The 7302-nt window shown below is 60.7% G+C and carries 6 protein-coding genes and 2 pseudogenes; 5 read left to right on the forward strand and 3 right to left on the reverse strand.

The annotated features are described in order from the left end of the window. The first annotated feature begins 152 nt into the window (after positions 1-152). Together P1T08_17860 and P1T08_17865 are read left to right on the forward strand one after the other, a co-directional pair. The gene (locus P1T08_17860) at positions 153-959 is read left to right on the forward strand and encodes an enoyl-CoA hydratase/isomerase family protein (protein MDF1597948.1); all 807 of its coding nucleotides are present in this window, start codon (positions 153-155) and stop codon (positions 957-959) included. Between the two features lie 138 nt (positions 960-1097). Further along, a complete protein-coding gene (locus tag P1T08_17865; protein MDF1597949.1) occupies positions 1098-2213 on the forward strand; it encodes an acyl-CoA dehydrogenase family protein in 1116 nt (371 codons plus the stop codon). Positions 2214-2224: 11 nt separating this feature from the next. Here P1T08_17865 and P1T08_17870 read toward each other — a convergent pair whose 3' ends face one another. The 3 genes and pseudogenes from P1T08_17870 to P1T08_17880 form a co-directional block, all read right to left on the reverse strand. Next, positions 2225-2722, reverse strand: a complete 498-nt coding sequence (locus tag P1T08_17870; protein MDF1597950.1) for a MaoC family dehydratase N-terminal domain-containing protein — start codon at positions 2720-2722, stop codon at positions 2225-2227. 42 nt (positions 2723-2764) lie between these two features. Continuing rightward, positions 2765-3016, reverse strand: a pseudogene (locus P1T08_17875) (SDR family oxidoreductase). Further along, positions 3013-3627 carry an SDR family NAD(P)-dependent oxidoreductase gene (locus P1T08_17880; protein MDF1597951.1) on the reverse strand — a complete coding sequence of 205 codons (615 nt, stop codon included), beginning with the start codon at positions 3625-3627 and terminating at the stop codon, positions 3013-3015. Before P1T08_17880 ends, P1T08_17875 begins: the two are co-directional and overlap by 4 nt. A 90-nt stretch (positions 3628-3717) precedes the next feature. Here P1T08_17880 and P1T08_17885 point away from each other — a divergent pair, with 90 nt between their 5' ends. The 3 genes and pseudogenes from P1T08_17885 to P1T08_17895 all read left to right on the forward strand — a co-directional run bounded on the left by P1T08_17885 (position 3718) and on the right by P1T08_17895 (position 7227). Next, the gene (locus P1T08_17885; GenBank protein MDF1597952.1) at positions 3718-6009 is read left to right on the forward strand and encodes a xanthine dehydrogenase family protein molybdopterin-binding subunit; all 2292 of its coding nucleotides are present in this window, start codon (positions 3718-3720) and stop codon (positions 6007-6009) included. Between the two features lie 58 nt (positions 6010-6067). Beyond that, positions 6068-6946 carry a xanthine dehydrogenase family protein subunit M gene (locus tag P1T08_17890; GenBank protein ID MDF1597953.1) on the forward strand — a complete coding sequence of 293 codons (879 nt, stop codon included), beginning with the start codon at positions 6068-6070 and terminating at the stop codon, positions 6944-6946. Between the two features lie 14 nt (positions 6947-6960). Then, positions 6961-7227 (forward strand): annotated as a pseudogene (locus P1T08_17895) (2Fe-2S iron-sulfur cluster-binding protein). Positions 7228-7302: the final 75 nt, after the last annotated feature.

Consider the following 7302-nt stretch of genomic DNA (forward strand, 5'->3'; position numbering starts at 1 on the left):
GGCAGTGCTCACCGGCCAGCAGGCTCAGCCACAAGACTCCCACAACCGCAGAAGCCCCGTAGACCCCCATTAGGCGTGAAGCATTTGAATCAGTCATATCTTTCTAGTTAGTGTCTGCCTGTGTGTCGACACGCGGATCATGAAAGGCCATCGTGAGTTCAGTTCAATATGCAGAGAAGTACCCGACACTTGCCTTTGACTGGCCGCACGACGGAGTTATGCGCATTGTCCTGAACGGGACGGGTCTCAACGCAGTCGGTCCGCAAATGCACACGGAATTGGCGGATGTGTGGCTCGACATCGACCGCGACCCGGCAGTTCGCGTTGCCCTTATCGAGGGAGCCGGTCGCGGCTTCTCGGCCGGGGGCAGCTTTGAGCTGCTCGATGAGCTAATCAACGATCGAGCGGCTCGAGAGCGGGTTATGCGCGAAGCCCGCGACTTGGTATACAACGTTATCAACTGCTCGAAGCCCATAATTTCGGCAATCCACGGACCGGCAGTTGGGGCCGGACTCGTGGTTGCACTCCTGGCGGATGTATCGGTCGCGGCGCGAGATGCCAAGATCATTGACGGGCACACCAAGCTTGGTGTCGCGGCAGGGGATCAGGCTGCCATCTGCTGGCCCTTGCTGTGCGGAATGGCGAAGGCCAAGTACTACCTTCTCACCTGCGAGGTTCTCACCGGAGAGGAGGCTGAACGGATCGGATTGGTGTCCGTCTGCGTCGACACCGACGAGGTCCACGGTCGCGCGCTCGAGATCGCTGATTCTCTTGCGCAAGGTGCACAGAGTGCAATTCGGTGGACCAAGTACTCACTGAACAACTGGTACAGGGTCATGGGGCCAAGCTTTGATGCCTCTCTTGCTCTCGAGTTCTTCGGTTTTGGCGGTCCGGACGTGGCCGAGGGTCTGGCCGCGCATCGTGAGAAAAGGCCGGCGCGGTTCGTCGAGCCATCGTGAATTGGTCGGCGATGTTGTCGATTCGAAATCGCCGATGTGCTCCTTGAAGAGAGGTCGGAGATAGTGCAGACTCCACAAACCCGAGATCCATTACTCCCGAGGTCCGTCGACGAGGATATCGCCGGGACTGTCGCACTCGTGCGCGAAACTGCTCGATCGTTCTGTGATGATCGTGTTCGCCCTGAAGCACGCCAGCGAGATCGTATGGAGGAGTTTCCGGCGGACCTGATCGCACCCATGGCGGACCTGGGTTTCTTCGGAGCCTTGATTCCATCCAGCTACGGGGGCACAGATTTGGATCCGTGGTCCTATGTGGCGCTGATGGAGGAGCTTGGGGCGGCGGACGCGTCCGTGCGTTCGCTGGTATCGGTTTCGGGAGGTTTGGTGGGAATGAGCATCCTCCGGTGGGGGACCGAGGATCAGAAGGAGCACTGGCTACCGCGGATCGTCGCCGGCGAACTTGGTGCCTTCGGCCTCACCGAGGCGGGCGCGGGGAGCAACCCGAGTGAGCTGGCAACCCGTGCGGTCGCCGTCGAAGGAGGGTGGAGGATCACGGGTTCGAAGATGTTCATTACCAACGGGAGTCGGGGGGCGCTGACGATGGTCTTTGCCCGTGCCCACCGTGACGGTGAGGACCTTGGCATCACCTGCTTTCTCGTTCCGCAAAACGCACCCGGTTACTCCGCCCCACCGATCCACGGCAAGCTCGGTATGCGCGGGAGCGACACCGCCGAGGTGGTGCTCGATGAGGTCTTGGTTGGCGATACCGCCGTCCTAGGAACTTTGGGCGGTGGATTGAAGGTCGCCTTCACTGCCCTGGATCATGGGCGGTTTTCGCTGGCGGCCTCCTGCTTGGGCCTGGCGCGCGAGGCTCTTGAATGCGCACTGTCCTACGCGCTGGAACGACAGCAATGGGGAGGGAGCATAGCCTCCAAGCAGCTTGTCCAGGAACTGCTGGCGGATATGCATGTGGACATCGCGGCTGCGCGCGGACTGGTATCCCAGGTAGCCGAATTGAAGGCACGCGGCGAGCGCTTCACCGTTGCCGCGTCGACCGCAAAGCTATTCGTCACCGAAGCTGCCATCCGGTGCGCAGATCGCGCCGTTCAGATTCACGGTGGTTATGGGTACATCGACGAGTACCCGGTTCAGCGGCTTCTGCGCGACGCCCGAGTGACCACCCTATACGAGGGAACCAGTCAGGTTCAGCGCCTCGCTATAGGTCGTGCCCTTACCGGTATATCCGCCTTCTGACGATCGCGAGCCTAGGAGGAGGTGTCCGTTGAGGTGTTGCGACCACGGATGATTCGGACCGGTGTGTAGACGAGCACCTCCTCATTCCGCTGATTGATGACGACGTTGCGAGACGTGACCACGCCGCGATTCCCCGACGTTGGGCGTGATTCCGTTATCTCCGAGAAACAATGGATCGTGTCACCCACGTACACGGGCCCGAGCGCATCGAGTTCCATATGAACGAAAGCGAGGCCGGTTCCATTGAGGAAGTTTGTTTGCATTACCAGGCCTTCGGCAAGGCAGAACGTGAGCGCACCGGGTATGAGGCGGCCCTCGTACCCAGCGTCGGCCGCGTGCTGTTGGTCGGTAAACAGAGGTTCTGTGAACCCAACCTGTGTGACGAAATTGATGAGGTCGGTCTCGGTAACCGTCCGACTGGCCGTGCGTAGCTTGGATCCGACCGTCATCTCCTCCCACGTGAGTCCTGAGGGGGAAATCACTTCAGGCGAATCATCCATCTGTTTCATGCGGTGCTTGCTCCATCTTGCTGAGGTCGTCGTCGACCCGGTTCACGACATCGTCAATCCGCCGCTAACTGACATCGCCTGGCCGGTTATATAGGCGGCCTCGCCGCTGGATAGGAACTGGACGAGTGGCGCGATATCACCGGGTTCAGCGATTCTGCGCAGCGGAATAGCACGCGCCAGGGCTTCATAGAGCTTGGGGTTCGAGTCGGCTACCTGATCTAGGAGGGCGGTGTTTGTCGGCCCCGGACATACACAGTTCACAGTTGTGCCACTGCGGGCCACCTCACGTGCTAGTGGTCCGTCGCGGATTTGGTGACTTGGTCTCCTGCCGGACGATCCCCGCTGTGGCAGGGTTCGTGGCACTGCCTACCCCGGTCATCAAATAGCAGACAGACCACTAGCGCCTTGGTGAAGGCGATCACGCCGCCCTTGGTCGCAGAGTAGACCGCCTCACCGGATGAGCCCACCTTGCCGGCGTCGGATGCAATGTTGATGATCCGGCCATCCCGGCGTTCGAGCATCCCGTCGAGGACTGCCCGCGAGCAGAGAATCGTTCCTTTCAAGTTGGTTGCAATGAGGCGATCCCAGGTCTCCTCGGTAGATTCGATGAATGGTTGGATCCGGTCGATACCAGCGTTGTTGACAAGAATGTCAATCGGTCCGAGCTGTTCTTCGATCGTTCGTACCGCACGATCGACCGACTGCGACGAACTCACGTCAAGTTCCACAGCGATGGTTTTTCCGGCGAAATCACCAGAGATTCTTGTTGAAAGAGCTTCGCCGGCCTCGATGTCGATGTCACCGATTGCGACGTGGGCGCCAGCGGATGCAAGGGCTTCACTGATTGCGGCACCGATGCCTCCTGCCGCGCCGGTAACCAGCGTCACGCGGGTCTCGAGTCCCATTGGTGTGCTCCTCTCCGGGGTTTGTCTGAGCAGGGTACAACAATTATACTTAGTCAACAATTTGCACGACCGCGACGAGGGGTACGTTTAATGGATCATCCGGTGATTCATCGGGAAATACCGTTGCGCGGTGGTTCGGAGACTGAACGTCTCGTAAGCGGTGGACATCGGTATGTCGCGGACCATATTTGCTCCGAGCATGTATGGGCCAGAGTTGTTCGGAGCAACTTCGCTCACGGTCGACTCGTTGGTATTGAGACGAGCGATGCAGTGGATGCCGAGGGTGTCCTTGCCGTTCTAACGGCGATCGATTTTGTTGAACCGGTTCCATCCATCCCTCTCCGCGGCTCTGGTCCGTGGACCGCCGACTTGCAGCAGCCCGTACTGGCATCCGACCGGGTGAGATACGTCGGCGAGCCGGTTGCGGTCGTCATCGCCGAGACTGCTCACCTTGCCGAGGACGCGGCGGAGCTCGTTCGTGTCGAGATAGAGCCCCTGGCCGTGGTCACACACACCGCGCAGCGAACAGACCACCCCGACGATCGGGGTGACGGATCCGGCAGGATCACTGCCATCGATGTCTGCTTCGGCGATGTAGCTTCTGCATTCGACAGAGCAGATCTCGTGGTGCGTGGCCGCTACTCAAATCCCCGGTTGACCGGCGCGCCGATCGAACTCAGAGGCCTTGTCGCCGAGTGGGACGACGAGGTCGATGGAGGCCCAGTGCTCCATCTCTGGGGTCCCACCAAGAACGTATTCTTCACTCAAAGAACGGTGGCTTCCCTCCTAGGAATCGAGCTGGATCAGGTGGTGATCCACGGCGTTGACGTAGGTGGCGCATTCGGCGTCCGGGGCGAGTTCTATCCGGAAGACTTCCTTATCCCTTGGGCGGCCCGTCGCGTCGGCCGGGGTGTCGCTTGGGTCGAGGATCGCCGGGAGCACATGTTGGCAATGAATCACTCGCGTCAGCAGGAACACGATTACGAACTGGCCGTCACCCGCAACGGTGATCTTCTGGCGTTTCGTGATGTGGTATCGATCGATGCCGGGGCATATGCCAGACCGATTGGCATCCGGCAGGCTTCGATCCTGATGAAGAGCCTCCCAGGTCCATACAGGTGGGAGGCCATGGAGATGCAAATTGACAGCGTCACCACCAACAAGACACCGGTCGGCAATCTGCGCGGGCCGGGTGGAACGGAGGCGACGTTCGTCCGTGAAAGAGCGATCGACCGTGCCGCCCGCCAGCTCGATATCGATCCGATAGAGATTCGGCGCCGGAATCTGATCTCGCACGCGCAGCTCCCGTATGTCGTCGAGTTGGAAGGGTCACATCCAGAGGTGATTGCCTATGACTCGGGCGACTACGAGGCCATCCTCGACTCGTTCCTTGACGTGTCTGATCTCAAGAGCCTTCGCAACGAGATCTCCCGGCGCCGCGGCGAGGGCGAGAGTATCGGTCTCGGTATAGCGCTCTTTGTCGAGCACTCTGGAACGGGGATAACGGAGACTGTCCGTGTTGACCTCGCTGAGGACGGTCTATTGATTGTGAAGACGGGCGCCTGCGACCTCGGTCAGGGTCTCACCGAGTTCATTCTCCGTGTTTGCGAACAGGAACTCGGTATCGGGGCAGATCACGTACGCGTGTTGTCGGGCGACAGTCGATCTGACGTGGACGCTCGTGGAACCTTTGGTAGCAGAACGGCGATCTTCGTCGGGAATGCAGTCGCGGATGCTATAGCCAAGCTCCGGGCGGAGGCGATAAGTCGAGCGGCGTCGATTCTGGGCGGACCGACCGACGAGATCCAAACCGGCCGTGACGGCCTCACCTGGGACCGCCAGTTCCTTCACTGGAAGGAGGTCGCCCCGATCGGGTTTGCGGGTGTTCACGAGGGAGAACTCACTTGGGGTTTCGGAGGTCACATTGCCTTGGTGACGGTCGACATCGGAACCTTTGATGTGCAAGTCGAACGACTCGCGGTGACCTACGATTGTGGTCGCATCATCAATCCCCAGGCGGTCGAAGGCCAGTTGCGAGGGGGCTCCGTCTTCGGTCTGGGCGGGGCTCTTTTCGAGGAGATCCCGTATGACGAACAGGGCCAACCGTTGGCCACCAACCTGATGGACTACTTGCTGCCTACCTACCGGGAGACCCCTTCGGTCCAAGTGTTCGCCGTCGAGAGCGAGCCGGCCCCCGGCAACTACCTCGGTGTCAAGGGCGCCGCAGAAGCGGGCGTAATCGGTGTAGGCGGAGCAGTGGCGAACGCGGTAGCCGACGCGCTCGGCACTGCGATCGGTGACAGGATTGTCGAACTGCCTCTCCGCCCAGACAGGTTGTTGGATCTGGTCGATTCACCGAGTGACTCATCGGACGGCTCGTGATGCTCGACGGGATTGTCTTTGGCCCACGCAAGGGGACCGCGGCCTATCGGGAGCGACCATGAAGCCCGCCAAATTCACATACCACCGAGCAGAAGACGTGGAACAGGCCATCAGCCTTCTGACGGATCTCGGCGCAGACGCCAAGATTCTTGCGGGTGGCCAGAGCTTGATGCCGATGATGAACTTCCGGCTGGCTCGGCCAACAGCGCTGGTCGACATTTCCGGGATCCCCGGTCTGTCGCATATCACGCGACAGACCGGTGGCATGGATCTTGGTGCGCTCGCCACACATTGGCAGCTGGAGCACTTCTCGTCTTTTCCCGGTGCGCTCGCCGTTGTAGCTGAGACGGCACAATGGATCGGACACCCGGCGATCCGACGGCGGGGAACGATTGGGGGCAGCCTCGCCCACTCGGATCCTGTCGCCGAGTGGTGTGTGTTGATGACGGCCCTGAACGCTGTGGTTGTGGTAGGGGGGCCCGGCGGCATTCGAGAGGAGCCTGTCGAGGCATTCCTCCGGGGGTACTTCAGCACCTCGCTCGAGGCAAACGAGATCGTCCTGAGGGTTCGTATTCCGCGGATTCCCGACCATGCCGGGTTCGACGAGTACGCTCGCCGGCACGGCGATTTCGCCATCGTGATGGTCGCCGTCGCCTTCGACATTGTCGATGGGCGTGTGGAGGGTCCGAGGGTGGTCCTCGGCGGCGTCGGAGGGCGACCAGAGCGGGCTCGGGGAGCGGAACAAGCGCTGGCAGGTCAGCGCCCAACCAAGGATTTGTTCGAAGCAGCGGCAGGCATTGCAGCCGCGGAGACCGACCCCGCTTCGGACACCCTGGGTTCGGCAGAGTACCGGCGGCACCTGGTGCGGACTCTGGTAGACCGTTCCTGCGTAACCGCGCTCGACCGAACGAACACTCGAAGGGAGGGCAAGTCGTGACTCGAGACGACAAGATGGAGCTGGAGGTGACCGTCAGCGGAAGTCGCCACGTGGTCCGTGTCGAGGCGAGAACCAGTCTCGCGGAGTTCCTACGACAGAATCTTCGATTAACGGGTACGCACGTCGGCTGTGAGCACGGGAGTTGTGGAGCCTGCACTGTGCTCGTGGACGGGGACCCCGTCCGGTCCTGCCTGCTTCTCGCCGTTCAGATGAGTGGCAAGGAGGTCGAGACGGTTGAGAGCCTCGCCCAAGGCGATCACCTCCACCCACTTCAACAAGCTGACCACGCTCATTGAAACTCCCCAGACCTGCTCACTGAAATTCCCCACCTCCTGAGAGGGAATACCCACTGTTGG

It is taken from the genome of Acidimicrobiia bacterium (assembly GCA_029210695.1).
GTDB lineage: Bacteria > Actinomycetota > Acidimicrobiia > Spongiisociales > JAHEDJ01 > JAHEDJ01.

Coding starts and splice junctions, on each gene's coding strand:
- P1T08_17885 (MDF1597952.1), top strand. CDS start 3,718: ATGGATCATCCGGTGATTCATCGGGAAATACCGTTGCGCGGTGGTTCG.
- P1T08_17890 (MDF1597953.1), top strand. CDS start 6,068: ATGAAGCCCGCCAAATTCACATACCACCGAGCAGAAGACGTGGAACAG.
- P1T08_17880 (MDF1597951.1), bottom strand. CDS start 3,627: ATGGGACTCGAGACCCGCGTGACGCTGGTTACCGGCGCGGCAGGAGGC.
- P1T08_17870 (MDF1597950.1), bottom strand. CDS start 2,722: ATGAAACAGATGGATGATTCGCCTGAAGTGATTTCCCCCTCAGGACTC.